Genomic DNA, 25,770 nt, shown 5'->3' with positions numbered 1-25,770 from the left:
TTATTCACCGAGCGTGGCCATCAAATTGGCGTGATTCCCGGGAATAAGGTGAATGATTCGAGAAAGCCTCCCATCATTCGCCTTGAAATCAGGCTTGATGGGGGGCTTTTGCGCGTTCTGCGGCGGCCGATTGCTCCAAGCGCAGCGTGTCGCGCCAACTGCAGTAAGTCGCCCATGGACTGCCGTCGTCCAGAAGGGCCTTGCAGGTGTAAATGCCCTCTTCGATCGAATCGACGCGCCCGGCGAGCTCCAGGCGAACCGCTCCGTTCAGCAGCACCTGGTTTACGTAAGCCGGGTGCGCTTGCCCTTGCAGCACCTGTTCGGTAACGTGCAGCTGTTTGGCTGCGTTCCAGGCGGTATCGTCTTCTTCGGGCAGCGGGGTGTCCAGCCCGTACGTTTCCGGATCGATAATGTTCAGCTTCGCTTCACCGTTGCCCACCACATAGGTGCGGGTCGGCCGATCGATAAACAGGTCCTCTGAGCCTTGTGCCCCTTGGACGATCAACGCTTTCCGGTAATCCAGCTGCTCGATGAGCTGGGCCATCCGGTCGAACACAGTATTATGGTATACACCATACACCAAATAAGGCGAATCGCTGAAGTCCAGCAGCTTCTCGATCGTATTCAAGATCGTCCGCAGACCCAGCTCTTCGCGGATCGGACGAAGCTTCTCCAGCGGCGGGCACCAGACCTCAGACGGCACGAACCGGACGCCGGAGAAGTCTGCCGGGCGGGCTGCCGGCGCCCACTCCATCAAGCGGCTGTCCACGCCCAACTCGTCAAGCAGATCGGTCAGGGTCACGCCCCACTTGGGCGGGAGCGACGGGGTGCCGTGCAGCGTGACGGGTAAACCTCCTGAAGCCAGCAGAAAGGAGGTGGCAAACGTCGCCATAAAGGAGGTGGTGCGGCCGTCATAAGGTCCGGCACAGTCGAGTCCCTGAGGAATCGGCGAGCGACGGGCATGTTTGCGAAAGACGGTCACAAATGCTTTCAGTTCCGCCACGCTCTCCAGCTTGATCCGCTGTGCCATAAAGAAGGCGCCAATCTGCGCCGGAGTCGCTTGGCCGCTGATCATCAATTCGGCGGCTTCGGTTGCTTCCTCATAGGTCAAGTCGCGGGCGCCTCTTTTGCCTCGTCCTACTTCCTTCAGGATTTCTGTCATCGTCATCGGGAGCCCCCCTTTGTTTGTAAGATCGGTTCAAAATTTTAATTGCTGATGGGCTTTGACGACCGAAGTCGCCACATCCACCATCCGTTTCCGTTCATTCATCGCCCGCTTGCGCAGCATGTCGTAAGCCTCGGCTTCGGACACTTTGTTCACGTCGCACAAGATACTCTTGGCCATGTCGATCCACTTCCGTTCCTCCAGCCGGGAGACCAATTGCGCCCGTTCATTCTGCCAGGTTTGCCTCTCAAAAAAATGCCTAGCGCTGAAATGCAGCGCCCAATGCAGCTCCGATGCCGTCATGGACGGGGAGAGCAGGCCGTCAACGGGGACCTCTGTCTCACATGCCTCCAATGAGGAGCTTGCCGTCTCGGGGCTACACCACCAGAGGAGCGGGAGGGGCTTCCACTTGAGCAGCATGTTGCCCCAGCGCTGCATCCCCTCAAGCGGCATATCCAGCACCGCAGCGTCAACCTCCTTGATCCGTTTGCGAATTTGCGGCTCCTGACAGGAGGCGAAGACTTGATACCCGCTCGTTTTGAGGAAGGTTTCGGGATCAGCCAAGGGCAAAGACTTCAGGGGATCTGTCGAGGCAGTCCCGGGTAAACCGGCTTCGCGAATGACCAATAAGAAGCGCATCGAGAGGGATCCCTCCTATCCATAACGATCTGTTTCATAATCCAAGCGGTGTTTAGCTTTAAAGTCATAAAGGATCGAGATACACGAATAACTTCAACAACTGCAACTGCGAAATTGCAGCGAGGAAAGAAAACCTTACATCACATTTCAAATTTTAAAGGATAAATGTATTTTCTCGCCTTTTTTCTGAAAAATCAATACAAATGTAATGAAAACTGACATAAAAATTTTAATCACACAATTTTATGTAATGTATATTGACATAACCTCCAACCTCCTTTATAGTTAATGTCAACTCAACACTTGATTCAAATTTGTTTATTCAAAAATTCGATCGTAATCATGCTGGGTACAATGGGGTGCCCGCTAGAAGCGGCAATGGAGCCTGTCTTCGCAATCCGTAGAAATCACGTGGTGTAGCTGCGTGTCTCTAGGGGCGAAGCAGGCTTTTTGTGTTTTCTTGGTAATTTGGGAAAAGGGGAGATGGAGATGAACCAAAAGAAAAAGATGGTGCTGGTCGGTAACGGGATGGCGGGAATCCGCACGGTGGAGCATGTGCTGAAGCTGGCTCCGGAGGCGTACGAGATTACGGTCTTCGGTGCAGAGCCGTATCCGAACTACAATCGGATTATGCTGTCTTCGGTGTTGGCTGGCGGGGCAGACATGAAGGAGATTGTAATTAACGATTTGGCCTGGTACGAGGAAAATCACATCAACCTCTATCTGGGCGATGAGGTTGTTCGGCTCGATACCGATAAGCGCAAGGTCGTATCGGCCTCCGGGGTAGAAGCAGAATACGACGCATTGATTTTGGCCACGGGCTCCAATCCATTTATCTTACCGATTCCCGGGGCACGCAAGGATGGCGTCATCGGGTTCCGCAATATCAAGGACTGCGAGCTGATGATGGAGGCCTCCCGCAAACATAAAAAAGCTGCGGTGATCGGCGGCGGTCTCTTAGGCCTGGAAGCGGCCCGCGGGTTGCTTAATCTCGGCATGGACGTCACCGTCGTGCATATCCATCCTTACTTGATGGAGCGTCAGCTCGACGAGCCGGCATCGCGGATGCTGCAACATGAGCTGGAAGCGCAAGGCATGAAGTTCCTCATGCAAAAGCAAACAGCCAGCATTTACGGCGGACGGCGGGCCGAGGGGCTGGAATTTGCAGACGGAAGCCGGTTGGAAGCGGACCTCGTTGTGATGGCCGTCGGCATCAAACCAAACATTGAATTGGCAAAAGAGGCAGGCCTTAATGTGGCGCGAGGCATTATCGTCAACGATTATCTTGAAACCAGCGCACCGGGGGTTTATGCCGTTGGGGAATGCGCTGAGCATCGCGGCATCGCCTACGGGCTGGTGGCCCCGCTCTATGAGCAAGGCAGTGTATTGGCCAAGCGGCTGGCTGGTGTCGAAACCGCCGCGTACGAAGGATCCGTCACTTCGACGAAGCTGAAGGTGTCGGGAGTAGATGTTTTTTCTGCGGGATATTTCAATGATGCGCCAGGCACGCGCTCGCTGCGCATTCAAGACGAACTGGAGGGCACGTACCGTAAAATCGTCCTGCAAGACGATCGGCTCATCGGCGCGGTACTGTTCGGCGACACAACGGACGGCCCATCGTTATTTGCTAAGATCAAAAGCGGAGAATCCGTAGCCGGGAAAGAGAAGGAGCTGCTGCTTGGGTTTACTCCGGGTCAAGCCGGGGCAGGGGCCTCGTCCCCGAATGCCCGGTTGGCCGCAATGGCGGACGACGAAATCATCTGCGGCTGTAACGGCGTCACCAAAGGCACCATCGTCGAAGCGGTGAAGGGCGGCTGCTCCAGCGTCGGCGAGATCAAAGCGTGCACGAAGGCGTCCGGCTCCTGCGGCGGCTGCAAACCGCTGGTCGAGGGACTGCTGCATCTATATGCAGAAGGCGATGTCAAAGCGGTGAAGGAAGGCATCTGCGGCTGTACGCCGCTGGGCCGTGACGAAATTGTCGCCAGCATCAAGGAGATGGGGCTCAAGAGTGTGCACGAGGTGATGAACGTGCTGGAATGGCGCGAGCCGGAGGGCTGCTCGAAGTGCCGCCCGGCGTTGAACTACTACCTGGGGATGCTGTGGCCGGCTGAGTATGTGGATGAGAAAGAATCCCGCTTCGCCAACGAACGTTACCATGCCAACATTCAAAAGGACGGAACGTTCTCTGTGGTGCCTCGGATTTACGGCGGTGTAACCTCACCGGCTGAACTCAAGCGAATTGCGGCGGTTGCCGAGAAATACCAAGTGCCGATGGTGAAGTTCACCGGCGGACAGCGGCTTGACCTGCTGGGCGTAAAGAAGGAAGATTTGCCGAAAATGTGGGAGGAGCTCGATATGCCGTCCGGTCATGCGTACGGCAAGGCGCTGCGGACGGTGAAGACCTGCGTCGGCTCCACGTTCTGCCGGTTCGGGACCCAAGATTCCATTAGCATGGGCATTCAGCTGGAAAAAACGTTTGAACGCCTGAACACCCCCGGCAAGGTTAAACTGGCGGTATCGGGTTGCCCGCGGAACTGCGCCGAAGCCACGATTAAGGACCTTGGCGTTGTGGCTATCGACGGCGGTTGGGAGATCTATGTGGGCGGTAACGGCGGTGTGAAGGTTCGGGCGGCAGATTTGCTCTGCGTAGTGAAGACCGAAGATGAAGTGGTCGAATGGACCGCAGCGTTCTTGCAGCATTACCGTGAGCAAGCCAGCTGGAACGAACGGACAGCGCAGTGGGTTGAGCGGGTAGGATTGGACGCCATCAAGGCAGTGTTGGAGCAAGCCGATGAACGGAAAGCACTGGCTGAGCGGATTCAAGACACCTTAAGCCGGACGACAGACCCGTGGAAAGAAATTATTGAAAACCAGGAGCTGCGTAAAAACTTCGAACCGCTGCAAGACGTACAACTGCAAAATTCGTGATCTTTTTTGGGGGGCAGATACCATGATAACTAAAATTCAAGTGGCACGGTTGGACGACATTGATCGGCTTGGTTCACGTACGGTGTTTGTTGAGGGGAAGGAGGTTGCGATTTTCCGCCTCAGCGACGGCAGTGTTCACGCCATTGAAAACCGCTGTCCGCACAAAGGCGGCAAGTTGTCAGAAGGGATGGTGTGCGGTTCAGCCGTGCACTGTCCCCTGCACGATTGGAAGATCAATCTGCGGAGCGGACGTGTCCAAGAGCCCGACCATGGGGAGGTCACGGTCTGTGAGATCGAAGTGGATGAAGCGACCGGAGCTATATATATTTCACTGTAGCGTATAGGGCGTATAGAGCGTATAGAGAATCGCAGTGCGAATAAAGGAGTGGACGAACCATGGATTACGTCAAACCAGGAGAAGTACTAGGGAGCATGATTGAGACCGGGAAAAATAAAGCCAACCTCAGCATTCTGCAGTTGCTGGTCAAAGGATTTTTGGGCGGAGCGATCCTGGCGTTCGCCACCACCTTGGCGTTTACCGCGACGCAACAGACCTCGCTGGGGATCGTGGGGGCGGTGATTTTCCCGGTTGGCTTTGTGATGATCGTCCTGTTGGGCCTGGAGCTTGTCACTGGCAGCTTCGCCTTGATCCCGCTGGCTGTGATGGAACGGCAGGCTTCGCCGGGGCGGATGTTGTCCAGCTTTGGATGGGTGATCCTCGGGCATCTCATCGGCTGTGCTGTGTATGCTGTTCTCTATGGGCTGACGATTACGAAAATGGGCACGGACCTGTCCCACCCGCTTGTGCAGATGTTGATCCAGACGAGCGAAGCGAAGACGCTGGCTTACAAGCAGATGGGCGGCAGCGGTCTCGCGCTGGTCACCATCAAGGCTGTTCTGTGTAACTGGATGGTTACGCTGGGCGTGGTGATGGCGATGACCTCGAAGTCGACGGCAGGCAAAATCGCAGCGATGTGGTTGCCGATCCTGATCTTTTTTGCACAAGGGTTCGAGCATGCGGTCGTGAATATGTTCGTCATCCCGGCTGGCATGATGCTGGGAGCGGACGTCAGTATGGCCGACTGGTGGCTGTGGAACCAAATTCCTGTCTTGATCGGCAACTTCCTGGGCGGCGTCGTGTTCACCGGTTTGATGCTGTATGTGGCGCAAAAAGGCAGCTTGCGGCGCGGAGTAGCCGCGCAGGTTGCAGGAACGGAAATGGCTGAGCCGGATGGCCGCGCGTTGTCCGTGGCAGGGGAACGCCTATGAAGCACCCCGGGATGGTAAGTATTATCGGAGCGGGACCCGGCGACCCCGAGTTGATCACGGTCAAGGCGATGAACCGGCTGCGGGAAGCCGAGGTCGTGTTGTATGACCGCCTCGTCAGTGAAGAGCTGCTGGCATACGCCGGGCCGTTCGCGGAGCTGGTGTACGTCGGCAAGGCGCCGGGACGCCACGCGATGCCGCAGGAGGAAATCGAGCGCTGGCTGATCCGCTACGCCATGGACGGGAAGCGGGTCGTGCGCCTGAAGGGCGGCGACCCGTTCGTCTTCGGGCGCGGCGGGGAGGAGGCGCTGGCGCTGGCCGCTGCGGGAATCCCCTATGAGGTGATTCCCGGCATCACATCAGCGCTGGGCGCGGCGGCTTCCGCCGGCGTGCCGCTGACGCATCGCGGGGCGGCCGCCTCGTTCGCCTGTGTGACCGGCAGCCGCTGCCACGGCGATCAGACGCCGATCCGCTGGGACCTGCTGGCGCATAGCGTCGACACGCTGGCGATCTACATGGGCGTCAGCCAAATCGGCGCCATCCGCGAGGAGTTGCTCCGCCATGGCAAGTCGGCTTCAACGCCGGTGGCGTTGATCGAACGCGGCACGACCTGCCGGCAGCGCACGTTCACTTGTACCTTGGACGACATGCACAAGCTGGCCGCCGCCGTGAAGCTGAGCAATCCGGCGCTGATCGTCGTCGGCGAGGTGGTGCGCGTCCGCGAGCAGCTGCAGTTGTTTGAGCATCAGGCGGAGGTGTACTACGGGTCGTGAAGCGAGGGAGGTCATGGGTGGTTGCTAACTTACTACCGCCCCACTATCCCTTGCTTATAGACTAACTGCAAAAGTGCAGTTCATTTTGAGGAAAATCGGCTTTTCTGCGAGATTAAGTGTAAAAATGCAGTTGAGTAAGCGGGTTTTGAAGAAAAATGGGCCCTAGGCGGTTAAATGAACTGTACTTTTGCATTTCATCCACCGATACAAGGTACATTCGACAAGATTCGCCTGCACTTTTACATTTCGTTATACATCCGAACAGAAAAAAGGCCAAAAAGACCGCCTCATTCGTGAGGTTCCTTTTGGCCTTTTGCCTTATTCCAACGCAGCTCTGCTTAACGTCAGCAGCTCGCTGACCGTCACCAGCCGGTATCCGGCGGCCGTTAGTTCGGCAGCCAGGATGCGCACGGCTTCCACGGTTTGGGAACGGTCGTCGAAGCCGTCGTGGAACAGCAGGATGCTGCCTGGGCGGACCTGCTCCCGCGTCTTCTCCACAATGTGCGCCACGCCGGGCATCTCCCAGTCCATCGCCGCGCCATTCACCGCCCCAATCGCGGGATAGCCGAACTCACCGGCGGTGATGGCGGCCACCTCCTCGGAGGTGGCGAGGTAAGGCGGGCGGAAGACCTTCGGTTTCGCGCCAGTGACCTGCTCGATCAGCTCCTCCGTCAGCTGTAGTTCCCGGCGGCATTCCTCCGGGGGAAGATCCGGCAAGTGCGGGTGCGTGTACGTATGGTTACCGATCTCATGGCCTTGCTCGTGCACAGCCTTGGCGGTTTCCGGGCTTTTCTCCATCTGTGTGCCGATCATAAAGAACGTTGCTTTGCCCTGTACCTCCCTTAGAATCTCAAAAACCTGCGGGGTGTACAGCGGATTGGGGCCGTCGTCGAACGTGAAGGCAACCGCTTTATCCTGGATAGGCAGCTCGTTAATCACTTGAAAATCAGCCATTTTCTAACGCATCTCCTTCTTTATCGAAGTCCCGCGTACGACTACCGCGACCTTTTAAACCCCCGAGTAAGCCATAAAACCGCCATCGACGGGAATCACCGTACCGGTCACAAAGCCAGACGTCTCCGCATCAGCCAGCCACAATAGCGTACCCAGCAAATCCTCCGGCACGCCAAAGCGGCGCATCGGGGTATGGGTGATAATTTTGTTTGAGCGCTCCGTTAACGATCCGTCCGGGTTCGTCAGTAAGCTGCGATTCTGCTCAGTCAGGAAAAATCCCGGGGCAATCGAGTTCACGCGAATGCCGGATTCCGCCAGATGCACGGCCAGCCACTGCGTCAGGTTGTTGATCGCCGCTTTTGCCGCGCTGTAGGCAGGAACCTTCGTCATTGGGCTGTACGAGCTCATGGAGGAGATGTTGATGATCGTAGCGCCGGGGCGCCCGATCATGTCTTTGGCGAAGATTTGTGTCGGGATCAACGTCCCCATGAAGTTTAAATCCAGGACGCCGTGCACGCCGGGGATGCTCAGGTCAAAAAAGCTGGTGACCTCTGGATTCGTGACATCTTCCGGCCGAAAAATCTCATTTGTCGTATTGGCGCTGGCATTGTTGCCGCCGGCTCCGTTGACGAGGATATCGCACGGGCCAAATAGCTCCCGCACCGCGGCCTCCGCCGTCTTCACGCTCTCGACATCCGTCACGTCGCAGGCAAATGCCGCAGCCACGCCGCCGTCGGTGCGAATTTGATCCACCACGGCTTCGGCTTTGGCGAGCGTGCGGTTCAAGATCGCCACCTTCGCCCCCTGGCGGCCCAGCTCACGGGCCATCGCCCGGCATAACACCCCGGCGCCGCCGGTAATGACGGCCGTTTTGCCGGCCAATGCAGGATGTACTGGCAAGTTGCTCATCGGTTGCTTCACTCCTTTTTTCACCATAAATAAAGGATGATCCTGGACTAGTTCAATTGGCCGGCTTGCTTGGCATAGGCGTCCCACAAGCCCCACAGATACATGATGCCGAGCGCCCGGTCATACAGGCCGTACCCCGGTCGGCATTCTTCGCCCCAAATGTGGCGGCCGTGATCAGGACGGGCATACCCCGTGAAACCGGTGTCATAATACGCTTTCACAATGCCGGCAATATCGACGGTGCCGTCCTGAGTCCGATGCGACGTTTCCATAAAATCGCCGTTATCAAACACGCGCACGTTGCGGATATGGGCGAACGGAATCCGGTCATGGAATTCATGGATCATAGCGATGATATCGTTGTCCGGATTAGCCCCAAGCGATCCGCTGCACAAGGTAATTCCGTTGGATGGACTATCGACGAGCTTCAGGAAGCGGCGCAGGTTTTCCTGATTCGTGATGATGCGCGGCAACCCAAAGATCGACCACGGCGGATCGTCCGGATGAATAGCCATCTTGATTCCATGCTGCTCAGCCACCGGAACGATTTCCTTCAGGAAATACTCCAGGTTCCGCCACAAATCCTCTTCTGTGACGCCTCGGTACGCCTCAAACAGGGAGGTCAAATGCTCCAGCCGCTCGGGCTCCCAGCCGGGCATCGTCAGCGCGCTGTTTTGGTTGATGACCTTCACCAGCTCAAACGGATCGATATTGTGAATGCGGGCTTTTTCATAAAATAACGCCGTCGAACCGTCCGCCCCCGGCTTATGCAAATCCGTCCGCAGCCAGTCGAAGATTGGCATGAAGTTGTAGCAGATCACCTTGACGCCCACCTTGGCTACTTTCTCGATCGTCCGTTTGTAGTTTTCGATATACTGGTCGCGCGATGGCAAGCCCAGCTTGATGTCCTCATGCACGTTGACGCTTTCCACAACATCGAGGTGAAACCCGTAGCGGTCAGCTTGCCGCTTCACCTCTTCGATTTTGTCCATCGGCCATTCTTCTCCGGCAGGCACGTCATGCAGCGACCATACGAGACCCTCGACTCCGGGGATTTGCTTGATCTGATCCAGCGTGACCGTGTCATTGCCTTCGCCGAACCAACGAAATGTCATACGCATACTTTACCTTCACCGCCTATCTGGTTATTTGGGGGAGAGCTGGATGTTAGCTTTGCTTAAAATAGTCCGGATACCGCTCCTGCAACACCGGTAAATTGGAGATGCTGAGCTGCAAATGCTCCATCATCAGCCGGTCGGCCCGATGGGCGTCGCGGGCAACAATCGCCTCATACATGTCTTGGTGCTGCTCGTAGAGATTCTCCCAATGCGGATCGGTTGTCAGCCAAAGCACTCGCGTCCGATTGAGGTGGGCGTTCATCTGCTGGATGACGTCCCAGGTACCCAGCTTGCGGCAGCCCGCAAATAGAATGCGGTGGAACTCCTCGTCCAGCGCAAACATCGCGTGATTGTCGTGCCGGCGGATGCTGTCCTGCTGACGGGCCAAGTTGTCGGCCAGCTCGGTCAACAACGCTTCCGGGAACTGTTCGCAGGCGAGCCGGATCACGGCACGCTCCAACTGCTCCCGCATAAACCGCGCTTCCTCCACGAGCTCGGGGTCGATTAGCGATACCCGCGTGCCGCGCTGCGGCAGGACCACCACCAGCCCTTCCTGCGCCAGCCGTACGAAGCTCTCCCGCACCGGGGTGCGGCTCACCTGAAAGGCTAGAGACATCTCTTTTTCAGATAGCGTTGTCCCTGGAGGCAGCTCTAGCGTGACGATCTGCTCCTTCAGCTTGGCATATACCGCGTTGCCCGCCGATCCCGTCTGTGTTAGCCATTTGTCGCTCATCCTTTCACCTCCTTTAGGCCGGGGCCCTGCTCTAGCAGTTGTTCTAGTTCAATCTTGTTCTTGTTCATGCTCTTCTTTGATGCAGTTAATCTACCATACTTGTATGGTAGTATGGAAACCGCTGGTTAGCAAGAGGAAATCGATGCACGCCGCATGTTTCCTTCCGTATAAATTTGCAAACATCGAAAATACAACAATTGCGCGGTTGAGGTAGGAATACCCCTTGATCCAATTTTAGGTGCAGGAATTGATGGACGTCTTTCATGTCTCAAAGCGGACGATTTACTATGATATGGACAAAATCAATCACTGGCTTCGCCAAGGCGGGCTAGCTCCCGTGCAGTATGTGCGCAGCCGGGGCTTCTTGCTCCCCGAATCCTCGCGATCCCAGCTTCCGAGCATGGCCCAATCCATGCAGCCGCAGCAATGAAGCTTACGCGCTGAGCATCCAGTTCGACAGAAAACAGGGCTATTTTATTCAGGGGAATGAGAAAGACATTAGGGCCGCCCTGTCACGCTTCTTGTTCGAGCAACTGCTGTATGCCGACTGGAATCCTTCGTCTCCCACCATCGACGGCCTCATCCACGCGGATTTATTCCGGCGTCACTTTTCAGCGTTCCGGGAAGAGGAGCTGGCCTCCGTATACCGGATAATCGTCTCCACGGAGCAGCGGATTGGCATGGAATGGACGGACGAGACGATTATGCATTTGACCCTGCGCATCTGGTTGTCCGCCAACCGCATGAAGCAAGGTCACACGGTTCAGTTGGATGAAGAGGAGAAGGCGGCCTTACGGGAAACGCTCCAGTTCAAGGCGGCGACGCAAATCGCCGAAGAGCTTGGGGAATTGTTCGGAAGGGGGCCTGCACGATTGGCATCACCTCGCTCCAGTATTCGCAGAGCCAACCGTCTCGGTATGTCAGCGGGAAGCATTTATACGAGGCCGTCGACTTGGCCATCGATAATTATGCTGTGAAGGGCGACACCGTGCTGTCCTATCCGGGAGTGCCGGATCCGTTTGCGCCGACGTCAACGGTGATCGGGGCTGCCGTTCTGAACGGCATCTTTGCCGAGGCGATCGTGATGATGATCGATCAGGGCTATGAGCCTTCCGTATTCTTAAGCGGAAATATCGACGGGGCTGATGAGCGAAACCGACAGTTGATCGCTCGTTACCGCGATCGGATTCCCTTGTTATCCTAATCGAACCGCACAGTAATGGGAGGAGTTGATCCGACCTTGACTGTGCGGCTTTTTTTTCATGATGGCTCGATTTGGATAAATATAAGCGCGAAATGCACATGGAATTGTGCGGGGGAGCGTGTTACCTTAACGTTGAAATCACGACAAAACCAGCTGTACTCGAGGAGGAGGCGAAGGGATGATGGAGCGTCAAGGGGCTTACTATACGGGAACGTACCGGAACTTGTTGGCCGAATACGGTTATGGGGAAGAGGCGATTCAGCGCCGGTTGGATGAAACGTGGAAGCAGTTATTTGAAGGAGACGAGGAGACGCGTATCTATTACCCTTCCGGCGAGGATATGGGCTATATGTTGGATACCGGCAATCTGGACGTGCGGACGGAGGGAATGTCCTACGGGATGATGATGGCCGTTCAGTACGACCGCCAGGATGTGTTCGACCGGCTTTGGAAATGGGCGAAAACCTATATGTACCTGACTGAAGGGGATAACGCCGGGTACTTTGCCTGGTCCTGTGCGCCGGACGGCAAGCGTCTATCGAACGGGCCGGCGCCGGACGGGGAGGAATATTTTGCACTGGCGCTGCTGTTCGCGTCCCATCGCTGGGGCGACCGGGAGTCGCCATTCGACTACGGCACCCAGGCTCGGGACTTATTGCGCACCTGCCTGCATAAGGGGGAAGACGGAACAGGTTATCCGATGTGGAATCCGGACAACAAGCTGATCAAATTTGTTCCGAACTGTGAGTTTTCCGATCCTTCCTACCATCTTCCTCATTTCTATGAACTGTTTGCGCTGTGGGCTTATCCAGAGGACCGTTCGTTCTGGAAGGAGGCGGCCGAGGCGAGCCGGCAATATTTGCACCTTGCGTGCCACCCGGTCACCGGCCTTGCGCCGGAGTATGCATATTATGATGGAACGCCGAATAATGAGCGGGGGTACGGCCACTTCTTTAGCGATGCGTATCGGGTTGCGGCAAATCTTGGCCTCGAATGGGAATGGTTTGCCGCCGATCCTTGGCAGCGGGAGACTGTGGGCAAGATTCAGGCGTTTTTCGCTGATAAAGAACCGGAGGATTATCGCCGCTACACGATCTCGGGGGAGCCGTTTGAGGAACCGGCTTTGCATCCGGTTGGGTTGCTGGCAACCAACGCGATGGCTTCGCTGGCGGCCGAAGGCCCCCAAGCCAAAGCATGCGTTGAGCTGTTCTGGAACACCCCGGTCCGCACCGGCAAGCGCCGCTATTACGACAATTGTCTGTATTTGTTTGCGCTGTTGGCGCTGAGCGGGAACTACCGGATATGGATGCCGCAGGGTAAGGCGTAAGGCTAAACCAGAACGGTGGCAGTAATGGGGCGGGAGCAGTCGATCTAGCGGACTCCAGTGCCTTTATTTCCCCTGATCCGTGGGGAATCGGGTTCTAACGGACTGAGATGACGTTATTGGGGCAAATCTCTGTCCTACACCATCGTGTTGCGGCAAATAAGGGCTGGAGTGTCCGTTAAATCGGGAAATGGTCGGGAAATAGAGAAATAACGTCATTTCGGTCCGTTACAGTAAGTACAAAAAGCGAGCCCGGAATTCCTTCCCTGGCTCGCTTCAAAAGTGACGATCAGCCCTTCACCGCGCCGGCCGTGAGGCCGCTGACGATGTATTTTTGGCCGAACAGATAGAGAATGAATACCGGAAGCGAAGTCAGCACGAGGTTGGCGAAGATCAGGTTCCACTCCCGGCTGTACTTGCCGTAGAAATTGTAGATCGACAGCGGCATCGTCCAGGTCGAGCTGTCGGTTAGGAAGTACAGCGGAATCGTGATGTCGTTCCACACCGACATGAACACCATGATCGCAACGGTGGCGTTGACCGGGAGGATGAGCGGCGTTACGATCCGGAAGAATACGCCAAGCACGTTGGCGCCTTCCAGGAACGCCACTTCATCGAGCGCTTTTGGGATCGTCTTAATGAACCCGCTGTACAGAAACACGCTAAAGGCGGTGTTCAGCGAAGCGTAGATCAGAATAACGCTGGTGATGCTGCCATAGAAGCCCAGCGCCTGCACGATCCGGATGGTCGTGATCGTCGACATCGGGGCGATCAGGCCCATAAAGAAATACATGTACAGCGTATTGGCGAGTTTCGTCTCGCGCCGCGCCAGAATAAAGGAGGCGGCCGAGGAAGCCACGATGTTGATGATCGAGGAAATGCCGGTAATCAACACGCTGTTCCAGAACGCCCGGGCGAGCCCGCCTTCTTCAAAAACGCGCACGTAGTTGGAGAACATCCACTTTTCGGGCAGTTTAAGCGAGAAGTCCAGCACTTCGGCGCTGGTCTTAAAGGAACCAAAGATCATGATTAACACTGGCAAAAGAATCAGCAATGAAGCCAGCAGCAGAAGGCCTTCGACAATATAGTTACGAATGGCGAGTTTGCGTGTAAATCCCATTATTCGGTGACCTCCCTACGCCGCATGAAGATGAGCAGCGGGATGGCAATGATCGTGACAGCCACGAACAACAGCGTATTGATGGCGGTACCCAGCCCCCAGCTTCCTTCGCCGAAGGACCGCAAGATGATCGTACCGACAACTTGAGAAGCATTGCCCGGCCCTCCGCCTGTCAAGACGAAGACCTCTGAGAAGACCTTCAGACCGCCGATCAGCGTGAGCATGAGGTTAATATTAATCGCTGGCAGCAGGAGCGGCAGCGTGATATTCGTGAACTTTTTCCAGGAGCCGGCCCCGTCGATGGTGGCCGCCTCGTAATAATCCTGGGAAATGGATTGCAGTCCAGCCAAGTAAATCGCCATCTGAAAGCCGGCATGCTGCCAGATCGAGATGACGGCAATGGTCCAAATGACGATATGCGGATTGGTGAGCCAAGCTTGGCTTAACGCGTGCAGCCCAACCGCATCGAACATCCGGTTGATCGCGCCTTCCGTGCGCAAGATCGGTGTAAACACGATCCCGATGACCAGGATACTCAGGATGGACGGGGAATAAAAAATTGCCCGCAGCAAGTTCCGCGTCTTGAGCCGCATATTGAGTGCCACCGCTAGGGCGATCCCGATCAGGTTTTTCCCGACCACGGTGACGACGGCGAAGATCAGGGTATTTTTGAGTGCGAGGAGCAGCGTTTTATCGGAGAAGATCTTTTGGAAGTTCTCCCATCCGATGAATTTGATCGTCAGGCGATCCAGCCGCCAATCGGTAAAGGAATAATAAAAGCCCGTAAACGCCGGGATGACAAAAAAGATCGTATAAATGAGTAACGCAGGTAATACGAGATAATAGGAATATAGATTTTTAACCGATGCTTTTGATTTCATGTTCTCCACCCCACTATGGACTGGGGCAGCATAACCCCCGGACGGGACTTATGCTGCCTGCCATTCTTCCGATTTAGAAACCGGGGATTTCTTTATCTGCCATCAGTTGACTAAACTTCTCGTCCCAAGCCTTCAGCACTTCTTCCGGGGTTAATCCGCCGGCGAATTGGTCTTGGAGCAGCCGATAAAGCTCGCTGCGGTCAACCAGCATGTAGGCGTCGGTGGTCAATACGGTTTTCTTCGGCGTGATGTAGTTATCGACGATTTCTTGCTTGTAATCCGGCAATTCTGGCGTAGTGACATCGCTCAGGTTGGACACGTACCCTTTGGAATCGACGATTTTTTGGGCGGTTTCTTTCGAGCCTAAGAAGTTCAGGAATTCTTTGGCTTCCGCCAAGTGCTTGGCTTTCTTCGGAATGAACAGCTGACCGCCCAGCGGGCTGGCACCCAGGCTTGCATCTTCCTCGGAAGGGATCGGGAAGACGCCAAGGCGCATGTTCGGATCCTGCTTGAGCACGCCTTCGATCAGCCAGTCGCCCATGAACATCATGGCAACTTCCTTGTTCAGGAATTTACCCACCGCCATATCGTAGCTGTCGCTCAGAACGTCGGCGTTGGTGTAACCTTGCTTATACACCTCGTACTGCTGCTGCAGGAACGTTTGGAATTCTGGGATGTCGGACCATTTTTTCTTATTGCTGTTCAGGTCGTCGAAGAAGGTTGGATCGTTCTTGGCTACGAAGTTCGCAAAAGCGGCAGCCGGCCAAATATTCGCGGCCCAGTTGTCCTTGTACGGCATAAATACTGGAGTAACTCCGCTGGCTTTGATCTTCTCACAGACAGCGAGGAACTCTTCAAAGTTCTTCGGAATGGACAGGCCCAGGTCGTCAAAGATGTCCTTGTTGTACACAACGCCTTGCATCCCTGTATCTTGGCTGACATGGAAGCTGTAAATATGCCCGTAAGCGGAAAGGACGTCTTTGTTCAAAATCCGGCTGGCCCAAGGCTCGTTATCAAGAATCTCAAAGTTGCGCTCTAGATTTAGGTCCGTGGTTGCGCTGGCCAGATTGTATTGAATGATGTCCGGCGTTTCTTCAACGGCCAGCTTCGTTTGCAGGACGGTTGTCGTTTGCTCGGCTGGGATCAGCTGCAAATTAACTTTGATGTTCGTCTGCTTCTCAAATTCGTCGAGGATATCTTGTTGGATAAAGGCGGAGTCCTGCGAGCTCTTAGAGATGGCTAACTCGATGGTGACTTTGTCGCCCTTGGCGGCACCGCTGTTATTGCCGTCTTGTGCTGCGTTGTTGGACTTGGCGCCTCCGGATCCGCAGGCTGCGAGCGATAGCGCCAGCAAACCCGCGATGACTGCGATGGTTGTTCTTTTCAGTGCGTAATTCAAGGCAAATCCCCCTCTGTTTGATATGTCTTTGAATGCGCTTGCAACTTGATTATAGATTTCTGGGAGTCTAAGGTACATGTCTGAGGGTGACTGATGAGGTGTAAAATTGTGAACTTGTAACCGTTGTCATGACGTGAAGCGAAGTGGTACAGTTAAACCATCCTAATGCAACCTGGCCATAGCCAAAGGAGGCCCAAGCCAACGTCATGAAACCTTTCTTCCTCCGCAGAAGTCAGCTTAGCCTGCAAAATAAAGTCTTTTTAACTTTTGTGGCTTTGCTTCTGTTTATACTTGGTTGCTTTATCGTCTACGTGAATCTGGTCGTCATCAAACCGCTGAAGGAGAAAACGGTGGAGGCCAAGCTGGCGGCGGCGACCAAGGTGAGCCAGCAGCTCGACGACTATGTGGACAGCCAAAACCAACTGTCACAGCGGATCCTATCCAGCAAGGACCTCTTCTCGATCCTGGAGAGAGGTTATCAAACCGACGTCAATCTCGAACGGCTGAATCAAAGCCGCAGGCTGAAGGATCTGATGTTTCAGGCCATCGGCCCCAGAATGAGTATCAAGGATATGGTGATTTACGACAAGGCCGGCCGCAAGATCGTGTCCTATATTGAGTTACAAGGGGACGCGGCCTCTTTCGAGAGCTATCTGAAGAAGAGCCTCATCGACGGAAGCTGGAGCGGCAGCGGATATATCCTGGAACGGCAGGGAGAGGCCGTTTCGTTTATTCGTTCAATTAATAATCAGAACGGCACCGTATTCGGATATCTGAGCATCCTGTTGGACAATGCGTTCTTGCAAAGAATTTCGCAAGGCGTGGGCAGCGGCCAGGTGTACATTTTGGACCGGAATGGTGAGCCGGTGGTCGGTTCCATCCCCGACGAGGAGCTTGCCGAGCTGACCGCACGAAATCCAGTTGACGGTGTGTATGTGGACGATCACGGGAACTATGTAGCTTACGCCCGGTCGGAAAGCACCGGGTGGACAACCTATCTGGTGACACCCAAGCAGGATGTGCTGGGGCCCGTCAACTCGGTGAAATACTTGTCCATTCTGCTGATTACGTCGTTGATGCTGTTGTCTTTCGTATATATTTATTTTTCTACGCGAAATCTGCTGTTGCCGATCCGGAAGCTGCGCAGCCAGATTTGGCGGATCAGCTATAGCAATATGAATCTCAAATGGGACAACCCTACGCAAAATAACGATTTAATTCTATTAAACGAGGCCTTTCAGGATTTGATGGAACGGCTGCAAGAATCGATTGAACGGGAGAAAATCGCCCTGCACGAGGAGGTCAAGGCGCGAAACTCCGCGCTCCAGGCCCAAATTGCACCGCATTTTATCCATAACGTGCTGTATTTGATCAGCATCGCGGCCCAGGAGGGCAAGACCGATGTCGTCACCGATATGTGCAAGCACTTATCGGACAGCTTGCGTTACATCGTATCTTCACCATACGCGCATGTCACCTTAGCCGACGAGCTGGAGCATACCCGGCACTACTTGTCCCTCGTCCAGCAAAAGTACGAAGACGATCTCGTTTGGGAGATCCATGCGGACGAATCGGCGCGGAACGTACAGCTGCCACGGCTGGTGCTCCAGCCCTTCGTGGAGAACTGCATCGAGCATGCCTTCACCCACAGCGACCCGCCTTGGCGGATCGAGATTACGGTGAAGCAGTTCAACGGGTTATGGGCGGTGGAGATTAAGGATAACGGAGACGGGTTTCCGCCCGGGAAGATCAATGAAATCATGGACAACCTGCGGAAGAGCGAAGCTGCTGCCGGAGAGGGGGACGAACGGCCCGCCTCGATCGGCAACATGGGCATCGTGAACAGCGTAGGCCGACTGAAGTTAATGTACCAGAACCGGCTGTTCTTCAATCTGTTTAACCATGCGGATGGGGAAAAGGGCGCCACGGTTCAGATCATCGGTTCGTTAACGAAGGACTTCTACTGAACGAGGAGGGCACAGCATGTACAACGTCATGATCGTGGAAGACAGCAAGCCGATCTTGCGGAACATTCGAACGCTCCTGGGTTCCCTGGAGCTTCCGTTTCAGGTGACGGCCACGGCGGCCAACGGAGAGGAAGCGTTGGAGCTCGTCCGGCAGCAGCCGGTGGACTTGGTGCTGACCGATATCCGCATGCCGAAGCTGGACGGCCTCGCGTTCATTGAACAGGCGAAGCAGATCCGCCCGCAGCTGTTATTTATTTTGATCAGCGGATACAACGATTTCGAATACACGCGCAAAGCGATTAATTTGCAGGTGTTTGACTATTTGCTCAAGCCCGTCGAACGCAAGCAGCTGTCGGAAGTGATGGAACGGGCGCTTGAGCGCCTCCGCAGCCGGATTCCCAGTGAAGCGGAGCTATTCCAGGAAATTGTAGCTCCGGAGGTTTACGAGGAACTGCAGCTCGGGGACCAATTCCGTCATTACGGAAAGCTGTTGATCCTCATCCGGAGGCAGCCGTTTGCCGGCGTGCGGGAGCTTTGGCGTGCGGATGAGCTTCAGCGCAGATTGGATGCTTTATTTGCTCCGCAGCTGTGCTGGGTGTTCCCGACTCAAGTGCCCGGTCAATTTCTTGCTTTGGTGCCAAAAACCGTGGTGGACTCGTATTCCTCGGTGTATGAATGCCTGGAGTTCGTCCGCAAAGCGTTGGAGGCGGCGGGGCTTGCGGCGACGATTGGCGGACAGCTGCAGTCCGGGGACCCAGATCGGCTGCCTAAGCTGTATCACCGCATGTCAGGCATTTTGGACGAACGGCAGCCTATTCACCAGGGAATCGTGATGGATACGGAGATTACCCATGCGTTGGGCAAACCGGAGGGATCCGAATTGGATCGGGCGGCCGCGGCAGCCTTTACCGAGCTCATTCTGGGGCGGAGGAAGGAGCAGTTCTTGTTGAAGCTGAACGAGCTGCTGACCAAATGGTCCGGCGACAACATTCGGCTTGCGGAGCTGGAACGGTTCGTCGCGCTCTTGGCCGATGCCTTCTCGCAAGCGGGAGGCGATCAGGAGACCGGGCATCGGCTGGAGCTCGAGGCTTCCTCCCGCCGTTTGCTTGAAGCCGACAGCTTTGAGAGGTTTGGTGAGAACCTGTTGGAATGGGCGAAGCAATCCTTCGAGTGGCTGCAGGCGTTGAACCGGAAAAGCGGGGAGGAGCTGTTTCGGCAAATCGAGGAATACGTCAAGCTCAACCTGTACTCGTATCTTTCGCTCGCCGATGTGGCGCAGAAATTTCACGTCAGCCCCTCGTACGTCAGCCGGGTCATGAAGAGATATGCTCAAAGCACGTTCGTGCAGTATTATACCGGCCTAAAAATCAAAGAGGCCTGCAGGCTGATCGCCTGCAAGCCGGAAATGCGAATTAAAGAAGTGTCTGACGCCTTATCGTTCAGCGATCAGCACTATTTCTCCAAAGTCTTTAAGGAGTACACGGGATACAGTCCGTCGGATTACAAGGAGCGTTGTCCTCCGAACAGCTCTGACAGCAGTTCGTAAGAACGCAAACGGGCCTTGTGATCATAGATCTGGGCCGCGACGATGATCTCGTCGGCTTTGGTCTCCGCCAGCAAGTGCTCCAGCCGGTTCCGCACTGTCTCCGGTGAGCCGATTGCCGAATAGCTGAGCTGGCGTTCAACCACCGCTTGCTCCTGCGGCGTCCAATCGAGCTGATCCACCGGCGGGTTAAGCTGTGAGGTACGCCGGCGGATCAGGTTCAAGAACTGCTGGTGCTGGGAGGTCGCCAGACGGCGGGCCTCCGCATCGGTATCGGCGACGATCACGTTCACGCCGATCATCGCGTAAGGCTTCGCCAGTTCCGCCGACGGGCGGAAGTGCGTGCGGTACAGATCAAGCGCCGGGAGCAAGTAGTCCGGCGCGAAATGGCTGGCGAAGGCGAACGGCAGACCGAGCTGGGCGGACAGCTGCGCGCTGAAGCCGCTGGAGCCGAGCAGCCAGATCGGGATGTGTAGGCCTTCGCCGGGAATCGCGCGCACGCGCATCGATGAGCCGGAGACGGGCTGGAAGTAATTCCGCAGCTCCGCAAGCCGCTCCGGAAAATCCTGCCCGTCACTGCCCGGCCCGCGCCGCAGCGCGTGCGAGGTCAGCGGGTCGGAGCCGGGCGCCCGACCGAGGCCGAGATCGATCCGCCCCGGGTACAGCGACTCCAGCGTGCCGAATTGCTCAGCGATGACGAGCGGCGCATGGTTTGGCAGCATGATGCCGCCGGATCCAACGCGGATCTTCTTGGTGCCGCCGGCGATGTGACCGATCACGACGGAGGTCGCCGAGCTGGCAATGCCGGGCATGCCGTGATGCTCCGCAAGCCAATAGCGGTGATAACCCCAGTTTTCGGCATGCTGGGCGAGGTCCAGCGAATTGCGCAGCGATTCGGCCGCGGTGCTGCCGGCGGTAATCGGCGCGAGGTCGAGAATCGAGACCGGAATATGGGATAAACGATGCGATGAATCGTTGGTTGTTCTTGAATCAGGCATAAAATCTAGCCTCCTTAGGCAGGAATGAAATGCAAAAACCTAATTTCTATTATAATCGAATTTAAAGAAATGAGCGAAAAAACAATAATCAAATCGATAACAGTTTTGAACGGGAGGAAATTATGAGCGAACGTCCAATGATCACGAATCCGATTTTACGCGGCTTTAACCCCGATCCCTCGATCTTGCGGGTCGGAGATGACTACTATATTGCGACTTCTACCTTCGAGTGGTTCCCGGGTGTGCAGATTCATCATTCTCGGGATCTCGTGCACTGGCAGCTCATCGGTCACCCGTTGACAAGGGTGTCTCAGCTGGACATGCTGGGCAGCCCCGGCTCCTGCGGGGTATGGGCCCCCTGCCTTAGCTATGATAACGGCTTGTTCTATCTGATCTATACCGATGTCAAAAGCCGCCACGGCGCGTTCAAGGACACTCCAAACTTTCTGGTCACCGCCCCGGATATCCGCGGCCCCTGGTCGGATCCGATCTATCTGAACAGCAGCGGCTTCGACCCTTCCTTGTTCCATGATGACGACGGGCGCAAATGGCTGGTCAACATGCTGTGGGATCACCGGAAAGGGAAGAACCGGTTTGCCGGGATCGTGCTTCAAGAATATGATCCGAAGCAGCAGAAGTTGGTGGGTCCGGTGAAAAATATTTTCCAAGGCACCGAGCTTAGGTTAACCGAAGGCCCGCATTTGTATAAAAGAAACGGCTACTACTACCTGCTTACCGCAGAAGGCGGCACGTATTACGATCATGCGGTCACAATGGCCCGGTCGCGGACGATCGACGGACCGTATGAAGTGGACCCAACCAATCCGATCCTCACCTCGTCGGGCAAACCGCACCTGGAGCTGCAAAAGGCGGGACATGGCTCGCTGGTCGAGACGCAAACGGGCGAGTGGTACATGGTGCACCTGACCGGGCGGCCAACGAAGGACATCTACTGCACGCTCGGTCGGGAAACGGCGATCCAGCGCGGCTTCTGGACGGAAGACGGCTGGTTCCGGTTAGAAACCGGCGGGAATGAGCCGCAGGTGAAGGTGCCCGCTCCCGCTTTACCGCCGCACCCGTTTGAGCCGGAGCCGGAACGGGATGATTTCGAGGCGGTGACGCTGGGGGTGCATTGGAGCACGCTGCGCGTTCCGGCCACGGAGGATTGGCTGACGCTCCGCGAGCGCCCTGGCTTCCTGCGCTTGTATGGCCGTGAGTCGATGAACTCGCTGTTCCGGCAGAGTCTGGTGGCGCGGCGGCAGCAATCGTTCCATTGCCTGGCGGAGACGGTGGTGGAGTTCGAGCCGGAGACGTTCCAGCAGATGGCCGGCCTGACCGTGTTTTACGATACGAACGATCATGTGTATTTGCGGATTTCCCGAGATGAGACGAAAGGCAAGAGCCTGAATTTGATCCAGACAAAATATGGCGTCTACGACGAGCTGCTGGCGGAAGACATCTCGATCGAAGGGGCTTCGCGCTGCTGGCTGCGGGTGGTCATCGAACGCGAGCTGGCACGCTTCTACTACAGCCTGGACGGGGAAACCTGGCATGCCGTAGGCGAAGCCGTTGACGTTAGCCACCTATCCGACGATCCCGCAGAGAAAGTGCGCTTCACCGGCACCTTCCTTGGCGTCTGCGCCCAGGACCTCAGCGGGATGCGCAAGCCTGCCGATTTCGACTATTTTATTTATAAGGAGCTTGATTCATTCTCAATGTGAAGGGGGGAGTAAGAGGGTGTATTTAAGAGAGGTAACGCTTTTGAAGGAGAAAATGCCCTCCTTCCACCAGTACCCTTTCTCACTCCCGCTGGTCCGGAAGATGAATAAGCTTCATCTCCGCCGTCCGGTCACCTTTTTTGTCGGGGAGAACGGTTCGGGGAAATCCACGTTACTGGAGGGGATTGCCCGGGTTTAATCCAGCCGGGGGCGGGAGAAACAACGTCTACGAGGTGGACCGATCGGAATCGGCGCTTGGCGACTATCTGCGTCTCTCATGGAACCCGAAAGTGACGAACGGCTTCTTTCTGCGGGCGGAATCGTTTTATTCATTTGCCTCGCATATCGATGATGTCGCAGCAACGCGGGCCTACGGCGGGGTGTCCTTACACAGTCAATCGCATGGCGAGTCGTTCCTCAGCTTGTTCAAGTATCGATTTGGCAGCCGGGGCATTTATCTGTTGGACGAACCGGAGGCCGCCTTGTCCCCGGCCCGGCAGTTGTCATTACTGCGGATCATCCACGACTTATCGGATCGTGCCCAGTTCATCATAGCTACCCATTCGCCGATTCTGATGGGTTATCCGGACGCGGACATCCTGAATTTCGATGGCGATCAGCTGGGGCGGATCCGTTACGAGGATACGGATCACTACCAAATTACGCGTCGTTTCCTCGAAAACCGGAACAGCGTGCTTCACACGTTGTTTGAGGATGAAGACGAGGACGAGGGGGACTTGGTTTAGGCAAATGAAGAAGACATCTCATATTGTTGAGTTATCTACGTGTTACAAAGTCATGTCAGTCCCGGTGCGGGTTTGCTGTTGCGGTGAGCGAGTGCTGTCACGTGAGCAAGCCACTGTAGCCTGAGCGAGTCGATATCGCGGTGAGTGGGCCGCTGACTCGGTGAGGGAACTCGTGTGCGTTGATGGGCTCCGGCGAACACCGTTGAGGCGAACCTGCGCTCTAACGCTTGCCAGCAACGCTATTGGGCCCAAAACGGGGGCGTTGAGAATCTAACGCTTATGAGAGAGCTTATTTGCCGGTTTCCCCCTCGAAACGGGGCCTTTTGGCGCAAATAAGCTCGTTGGCAAGCGTTAGAAATGAAATCCCCCTCATTTGGCGCAAATAAGCGCTGTGGCAAGCGTTAGCCGGAGCTGCACACGTCGCCTGGTGGGTTCGTAGCAGGTAAGCGCAGTTAGGCGCAATGGCGAACCTGCGCTCTAACGCTTGCCAGCAACGCTATTGGGCCCAAAACGGGGGCGTTGAGAATCTAACGCTTATGAGGGGGCTTTCGCCGGAATTTCGGGTTTTCGCCGAATATAACTGTACTTTTGACACTTTTGCAGTTATTGTCTAAGCGCGCAAACAGCCCCCGATCCATTGGACCAGGGGCTGTATTCATTACCCTTTCACCGCGCCGGCGACAACGCCTTTGACGATGTATTTTTGCAGGAAGATAAAGACGATGATCGAAGGCAGTACCGCCATCACCATAGCGGTCATCGCATATTGCCAGTCGGAGGTGTATTGTCCGACGAAGGTGTATGCGGCCAGCGTCAGCGTTTTGGTTGCCGGCGAGCCGTTAACCATCAGCAATGGGAGCAGGAAGTCGTTCCAGATCCACATTACGTCGATGATGATGATCGTAGTGGTGACCGATTTCAGCAGCGGGAAGATGACGCTGAAGAATAACCGGAAGCCGGAGGCGCCGTCGATCGTAGCGCTTTCGTCGATTTCCTTCGGAATCCCCTTCACGAAGCCGTGGTAGATGAACAGGGCCAGCGGAGCGCCGAAGCCCCAGTACAGAATACCAAGTCCCCACGTGCTGTCGGAGAGATGGAGGTTCTTCGCCATCTGCAGCACCGTCAGCATGATCGATTGGAACGGAATCAGCATCGGCATGATGCAGATAAAGTAGATGATCGAGCTGGCTTTGGATTTCGTGCGGGCCAGCTTGTACGCGGCGATGGACGAGATCAACACGATCCCGGCCAAGCCGAGGATGGTCACCACCGCATTATTCAGGAACAGCCGCGGGTAGTTGATAAACTCCCATACATAGCTGTAGTTTTCGAAAGCCAGCTTCTTCGGCAAGGCGATGACGTCGGTCATGACCTCGGAGAAGCTCTTCAGCGAGTTGATGATCGTCAGGAACAACGGATACAGGAACAGGATTGAGAGCAGCACCATCACGATTTCCAGGATGATGCGGCCAGCCGTATTCTTTTTCATTACGCCTCAACCTCCCTGCGTTTGAAGATCGTCAGCTGAATCGCTGTAATCATCAGCACGGCGACGAACAGGATCAGCGCTTTCGCTGTACCATAGCCGTACAGGTTGTTCTGGAACGTATCGCGGTAAATGTCGTACGCCACACTGTACGTCGTGCCGCCAGGGCCGCCGCCGGTCAAGGACAGGATGACGTCAAATACCTTAATCGAGTTGGTCAACGCCATAAAGACGGAGATCGTAATCGATGGTGCAAGCAGCGGCAGCGTCACGTTAAAGAATCTGCGGAATGGGCCCGCGCCGTCCACGGTTGCTGCTTCCTTCAAGTCATCTGGAACCGATTGCAAACCTGCAATGTAAATGACCATGTAAAAACCAATCGATTGCCAGATGGAGACAAACAATATCGAAATGAAGGCGAGTCCGGGTTCCCCCAGCCAGCTTAGCGAGAATATGCCCCATCCGGTGCTTTCGCCAAGGGACTCAAAGCCTTGCATAAAAATGAACTTCCAGATAAAGCCGACAATCACCAAGCTGAGAATGTACGGAATAAAGAAGGCGGCTCTCAGCCAGTTGGTCGTCTTCAGCTTCATATCCAGCACCAGCGCCAGCAAAATCGCCAGTACATTGATGATTACGATATACAGAATCGCGTATTTAATCGTAAACCAGGCGGCCTGCGAGAAGTTCGCGTCGCCCATGAAAATTTGCTTGAAATTGTCCAGTCCGATAAATTTCGGATGCTTGGATATCCCGTTCCACTTGGTCAGGGAATAACGGATCGTCATGACAAACGGATAATAGAAGACCGCGATGATGGCAATTAGAATCGGCAGGGTAAATGCGCCAAACTCTAATTTCTCGTCCCGTTTTCTCCCTAGTTTGAACATAATGGCACC

21 protein-coding genes and 2 pseudogenes are annotated in these 25,770 nt (G+C 55.4%); 11 read left to right on the top strand and 12 right to left on the bottom strand.

All coding sequences use genetic code 11. The annotated features are described in order from the left end of the window. Nucleotides 1-88: 88 nt before the first annotated feature. A complete protein-coding gene (locus NSQ80_RS20175) occupies nt 89-1,168 on the bottom strand; it encodes an anthranilate phosphoribosyltransferase (protein WP_009223579.1) in 1,080 nt (359 codons plus the stop codon). 30 nt (nt 1,169-1,198) lie between these two features. After that, nucleotides 1,199-1,804, bottom strand: a complete 606-nt coding sequence (locus tag NSQ80_RS20170; protein WP_316011086.1) for an ANTAR domain-containing protein — start codon at nt 1,802-1,804, stop codon at nt 1,199-1,201. A 489-nt stretch (nt 1,805-2,293) separates the two neighbouring features. On the opposite strand from NSQ80_RS20170, the gene nirB reads away from it, so the two are divergent. The 4 genes from nirB to cobA are packed head-to-tail and all read left to right on the top strand — an operon-like array spanning nt 2,294 to nt 6,771. After that, on the top strand, nt 2,294-4,732 hold the full coding sequence (gene nirB, locus NSQ80_RS20165; protein WP_036644158.1) for a nitrite reductase large subunit NirB: 2,439 nt from the start codon (nt 2,294-2,296) through the stop codon (nt 4,730-4,732). 22 nt (nt 4,733-4,754) lie between these two features. Continuing rightward, nucleotides 4,755-5,069 carry a nitrite reductase small subunit NirD gene (gene nirD / locus NSQ80_RS20160; RefSeq protein WP_339300606.1) on the top strand — a complete coding sequence of 105 codons (315 nt, stop codon included), beginning with the start codon at nt 4,755-4,757 and terminating at the stop codon, nt 5,067-5,069. A 59-nt stretch (nt 5,070-5,128) separates the two neighbouring features. Then, nucleotides 5,129-6,001 carry a formate/nitrite transporter family protein gene (locus NSQ80_RS20155; protein WP_028540337.1) on the top strand — a complete coding sequence of 291 codons (873 nt, stop codon included), beginning with the start codon at nt 5,129-5,131 and terminating at the stop codon, nt 5,999-6,001. Beyond that, on the top strand, nt 5,998-6,771 hold the full coding sequence (gene cobA, locus NSQ80_RS20150) for a uroporphyrinogen-III C-methyltransferase (RefSeq protein ID WP_127575225.1): 774 nt from the start codon (nt 5,998-6,000) through the stop codon (nt 6,769-6,771). Before NSQ80_RS20155 ends, cobA begins: the two co-directional genes overlap by 4 nt. A gap of 318 nt (nt 6,772-7,089) precedes the next feature. On the opposite strand, the gene NSQ80_RS20145 is transcribed toward cobA, so the two are convergent. The 4 genes from NSQ80_RS20145 to NSQ80_RS20130 are packed head-to-tail and all read right to left on the bottom strand — an operon-like array spanning nt 7,090 to nt 10,485. Beyond that, a complete protein-coding gene (locus NSQ80_RS20145) occupies nt 7,090-7,725 on the bottom strand; it encodes a polysaccharide deacetylase family protein (RefSeq protein WP_009223585.1) in 636 nt (211 codons plus the stop codon). Between the two features lie 54 nt (nt 7,726-7,779). Further along, nucleotides 7,780-8,634, bottom strand: coding sequence for an SDR family oxidoreductase (locus NSQ80_RS20140; protein WP_260070195.1), 855 nt, complete (start codon nt 8,632-8,634; stop codon nt 7,780-7,782). A 47-nt stretch (nt 8,635-8,681) separates the two neighbouring features. After that, nucleotides 8,682-9,755: a mannonate dehydratase gene (uxuA, locus tag NSQ80_RS20135; protein WP_260070196.1), complete on the bottom strand. Its 1,074-nt coding sequence runs from the start codon at nt 9,753-9,755 to the stop codon at nt 8,682-8,684. Between the two features lie 46 nt (nt 9,756-9,801). Further along, a complete protein-coding gene (locus tag NSQ80_RS20130; RefSeq protein WP_009223588.1) occupies nt 9,802-10,485 on the bottom strand; it encodes a GntR family transcriptional regulator in 684 nt (227 codons plus the stop codon). A gap of 250 nt (nt 10,486-10,735) precedes the next feature. On the opposite strand from NSQ80_RS20130, the gene NSQ80_RS20125 reads away from it, so the two are divergent. The 3 genes and pseudogenes from NSQ80_RS20125 (at nt 10,736) to NSQ80_RS20115 (ending at nt 13,016) form a co-directional block, all read left to right on the top strand. Continuing rightward, nucleotides 10,736-10,915, top strand: a complete 180-nt coding sequence (locus tag NSQ80_RS20125) for a hypothetical protein (RefSeq protein WP_260070198.1) — start codon at nt 10,736-10,738, stop codon at nt 10,913-10,915. A gap of 426 nt (nt 10,916-11,341) precedes the next feature. Continuing rightward, nucleotides 11,342-11,689: pseudogene (locus tag NSQ80_RS20120) on the top strand (hypothetical protein); the annotation flags it as partial. 178 nt (nt 11,690-11,867) lie between these two features. Then, nucleotides 11,868-13,016, top strand: coding sequence for a glycosyl hydrolase family 8 (locus NSQ80_RS20115; protein ID WP_339300600.1), 1,149 nt, complete (start codon nt 11,868-11,870; stop codon nt 13,014-13,016). 286 nt (nt 13,017-13,302) lie between these two features. Here NSQ80_RS20115 and NSQ80_RS20110 read toward each other — a convergent pair whose 3' ends face one another. From NSQ80_RS20110 to NSQ80_RS20100, 3 genes are all read right to left on the bottom strand, one after another. After that, entirely contained in the window at nt 13,303-14,133 is an 831-nt protein-coding gene (locus NSQ80_RS20110; RefSeq protein WP_009223597.1) for a carbohydrate ABC transporter permease, read from the bottom strand. After that, nucleotides 14,133-15,014 carry a sugar ABC transporter permease gene (locus NSQ80_RS20105; RefSeq protein WP_339300598.1) on the bottom strand — a complete coding sequence of 294 codons (882 nt, stop codon included), beginning with the start codon at nt 15,012-15,014 and terminating at the stop codon, nt 14,133-14,135. The genes NSQ80_RS20110 and NSQ80_RS20105 overlap by 1 nt, the downstream gene beginning before the upstream one ends. Before the next feature lie 73 nt (nt 15,015-15,087). After that, nucleotides 15,088-16,413 (bottom strand): ABC transporter substrate-binding protein, encoded by a 1,326-nt coding sequence (locus NSQ80_RS20100; protein WP_339300596.1) that lies wholly within the window; start codon nt 16,411-16,413, stop codon nt 15,088-15,090. A gap of 206 nt (nt 16,414-16,619) precedes the next feature. Here NSQ80_RS20100 and NSQ80_RS20095 point away from each other — a divergent pair, with 206 nt between their 5' ends. Both NSQ80_RS20095 and NSQ80_RS20090 read left to right on the top strand, forming a co-directional pair. Further along, entirely contained in the window at nt 16,620-18,380 is a 1,761-nt protein-coding gene (locus tag NSQ80_RS20095; protein ID WP_323078088.1) for a histidine kinase, read from the top strand. A 16-nt stretch (nt 18,381-18,396) separates the two neighbouring features. Further along, the gene (locus NSQ80_RS20090) at nt 18,397-19,926 is read left to right on the top strand and encodes a response regulator (protein WP_260071972.1); all 1,530 of its coding nucleotides are present in this window, start codon (nt 18,397-18,399) and stop codon (nt 19,924-19,926) included. On the opposite strand, the gene NSQ80_RS20085 is transcribed toward NSQ80_RS20090, so the two are convergent. Beyond that, nucleotides 19,881-20,921, bottom strand: a complete 1,041-nt coding sequence (locus tag NSQ80_RS20085) for an LLM class flavin-dependent oxidoreductase (RefSeq protein WP_339300593.1) — start codon at nt 20,919-20,921, stop codon at nt 19,881-19,883. The two genes, NSQ80_RS20090 and NSQ80_RS20085, sit on opposite strands and share 46 nt — an antisense overlap. 122 nt (nt 20,922-21,043) lie before the next feature. Here NSQ80_RS20085 and NSQ80_RS20080 point away from each other — a divergent pair, with 122 nt between their 5' ends. Together NSQ80_RS20080 and NSQ80_RS20075 are read left to right on the top strand one after the other, a co-directional pair. Further along, a complete protein-coding gene (locus tag NSQ80_RS20080) occupies nt 21,044-22,642 on the top strand; it encodes a glycoside hydrolase family 43 protein (protein WP_339300591.1) in 1,599 nt (532 codons plus the stop codon). 16 nt (nt 22,643-22,658) lie between these two features. Further along, nucleotides 22,659-23,385: pseudogene (locus tag NSQ80_RS20075) on the top strand (AAA family ATPase). A 658-nt stretch (nt 23,386-24,043) separates the two neighbouring features. Here NSQ80_RS20075 and NSQ80_RS20070 read toward each other — a convergent pair. Together NSQ80_RS20070 and NSQ80_RS20065 are read right to left on the bottom strand one after the other, a co-directional pair. Beyond that, nucleotides 24,044-24,874 (bottom strand): carbohydrate ABC transporter permease, encoded by an 831-nt coding sequence (locus NSQ80_RS20070; RefSeq protein ID WP_009223605.1) that lies wholly within the window; start codon nt 24,872-24,874, stop codon nt 24,044-24,046. Beyond that, the gene (locus tag NSQ80_RS20065; RefSeq protein ID WP_198136159.1) at nt 24,874-25,764 is read right to left on the bottom strand and encodes a sugar ABC transporter permease; all 891 of its coding nucleotides are present in this window, start codon (nt 25,762-25,764) and stop codon (nt 24,874-24,876) included. Before NSQ80_RS20065 ends, NSQ80_RS20070 begins: the two co-directional genes overlap by 1 nt. Nucleotides 25,765-25,770 lie beyond the last annotated feature (6 nt).

The organism is Paenibacillus sp. FSL K6-2441 (genome assembly GCF_037964765.1).
Classification (GTDB): Bacteria; Bacillota; Bacilli; order Paenibacillales; family Paenibacillaceae; genus Fontibacillus; species Fontibacillus phoenicis.
The sequence above is the reverse complement of the archived record's forward strand: the minus strand, read 5'-3'. Positions and strand labels throughout refer to the sequence as shown.

What these genes read in the sequence shown, in the direction of transcription:
- NSQ80_RS20175 (WP_009223579.1), bottom strand. Translation starts at nt 1,168, where the DNA reads ATGACGATGACAGAAATCCTGAAGGAAGTAGGACGAGGCAAAAGAGGC.
- NSQ80_RS20170 (WP_316011086.1), bottom strand. Translation starts at nt 1,804, where the DNA reads ATGCGCTTCTTATTGGTCATTCGCGAAGCCGGTTTACCCGGGACTGCC.
- nirB (WP_036644158.1), top strand. Translation starts at nt 2,294, where the DNA reads ATGAACCAAAAGAAAAAGATGGTGCTGGTCGGTAACGGGATGGCGGGA.
- nirD (WP_339300606.1), top strand. Translation starts at nt 4,755, where the DNA reads ATGATAACTAAAATTCAAGTGGCACGGTTGGACGACATTGATCGGCTT.
- NSQ80_RS20155 (WP_028540337.1), top strand. Translation starts at nt 5,129, where the DNA reads ATGGATTACGTCAAACCAGGAGAAGTACTAGGGAGCATGATTGAGACC.
- cobA (WP_127575225.1), top strand. Translation starts at nt 5,998, where the DNA reads ATGAAGCACCCCGGGATGGTAAGTATTATCGGAGCGGGACCCGGCGAC.
- NSQ80_RS20145 (WP_009223585.1), bottom strand. Translation starts at nt 7,725, where the DNA reads ATGGCTGATTTTCAAGTGATTAACGAGCTGCCTATCCAGGATAAAGCG.
- NSQ80_RS20140 (WP_260070195.1), bottom strand. Translation starts at nt 8,634, where the DNA reads ATGAGCAACTTGCCAGTACATCCTGCATTGGCCGGCAAAACGGCCGTC.
- uxuA (WP_260070196.1), bottom strand. Translation starts at nt 9,755, where the DNA reads ATGCGTATGACATTTCGTTGGTTCGGCGAAGGCAATGACACGGTCACG.
- NSQ80_RS20130 (WP_009223588.1), bottom strand. Translation starts at nt 10,485, where the DNA reads ATGAGCGACAAATGGCTAACACAGACGGGATCGGCGGGCAACGCGGTA.
- NSQ80_RS20125 (WP_260070198.1), top strand. Translation starts at nt 10,736, where the DNA reads ATGGACGTCTTTCATGTCTCAAAGCGGACGATTTACTATGATATGGAC.
- NSQ80_RS20115 (WP_339300600.1), top strand. Translation starts at nt 11,868, where the DNA reads ATGATGGAGCGTCAAGGGGCTTACTATACGGGAACGTACCGGAACTTG.
- NSQ80_RS20110 (WP_009223597.1), bottom strand. Translation starts at nt 14,133, where the DNA reads ATGGGATTTACACGCAAACTCGCCATTCGTAACTATATTGTCGAAGGC.
- NSQ80_RS20105 (WP_339300598.1), bottom strand. Translation starts at nt 15,014, where the DNA reads ATGAAATCAAAAGCATCGGTTAAAAATCTATATTCCTATTATCTCGTA.
- NSQ80_RS20095 (WP_323078088.1), top strand. Translation starts at nt 16,620, where the DNA reads ATGAAACCTTTCTTCCTCCGCAGAAGTCAGCTTAGCCTGCAAAATAAA.
- NSQ80_RS20090 (WP_260071972.1), top strand. Translation starts at nt 18,397, where the DNA reads ATGTACAACGTCATGATCGTGGAAGACAGCAAGCCGATCTTGCGGAAC.
- NSQ80_RS20085 (WP_339300593.1), bottom strand. Translation starts at nt 20,921, where the DNA reads ATGCCTGATTCAAGAACAACCAACGATTCATCGCATCGTTTATCCCAT.
- NSQ80_RS20080 (WP_339300591.1), top strand. Translation starts at nt 21,044, where the DNA reads ATGAGCGAACGTCCAATGATCACGAATCCGATTTTACGCGGCTTTAAC.
- NSQ80_RS20070 (WP_009223605.1), bottom strand. Translation starts at nt 24,874, where the DNA reads ATGAAAAAGAATACGGCTGGCCGCATCATCCTGGAAATCGTGATGGTG.